This window comes from Aliivibrio logei (assembly GCF_001691055.1).
Taxonomy (GTDB): Bacteria; Pseudomonadota; Gammaproteobacteria; order Enterobacterales; family Vibrionaceae; genus Aliivibrio; species Aliivibrio salmonicida.
The window spans coordinates 1-772 of the sequence record NZ_MAJU01000076.1 but is presented as its reverse complement, the minus strand read 5'-3'; the positions used below and the strand labels follow the sequence as shown (position 1 = coordinate 772).

Genomic DNA, 772 nt, shown 5'->3' with positions numbered 1-772 from the left:
GCCATTTTCATCAACCGTGGTTTGGTAATCGGTGCCATTGATGGTCATGGTCACCACATCGTTTTCACTGATGTCGCCACCCGTTGCGGTACCGGTGACCGCGATAACTTGTCCACTTTCTGCCGCGTTAATCACGTCATCTGCCGTGATATTCGCCACCGTCACGGTACCCGCATCCGCTGATGTATCGACCGTGTGGGTTGAGGTCGCAGTACTTTCGATTGAATTCCCAGCATCATCATTTGAGGTCACGACAACCTCAAACTCGGTGTCGTTAGCTAGATCATTGCCCGCGACATCCACACTCCAGTTGCCATTTTCATCAACCGTGGTTTGGTAGTCAGTACCCTTAATGGTCATGGTCACCACATCATTTTCGCTGATGTCGCCACCCGTAGCTGTGCCTGTCACCGCGATGGTTTGTCCACTTTCTGCTGCATTAATCACGTCATCTGCCGTGATAGTCGCTACCGTCACGGTGCCTTCTGCCGCTTCAAGATCGACCGTATGGCTTGATGTTACTGAGCTTTCGATGGTATTCCCAGCATCGTCACTTGAGCTAACAACAACATCGAACTCGGTATCGTTAGCTAGATCATTGCCTGCGACATCGACACTCCAGTTGCCATTTTCATCAACCGTAGTTTGGTAATCGATACCATTAATCGTCATGGTCACCACATCGTTTTCACCGATGTCGCCACTTGTCGCCGTACCGGTTACCACGATGGTTTGTCCACTTTCAGCCGCATTAATCACGTCATCTTCAGTG

At 50.4% G+C, this 772-nt stretch carries 1 protein-coding gene; it reads right to left on the bottom strand.

Annotated elements, in window-relative coordinates:
- Positions 1-772 (bottom strand): Ig-like domain-containing protein (locus A6E04_RS20880; RefSeq protein ID WP_139078931.1); only part of this gene is annotated, 772 nt, incomplete at both ends.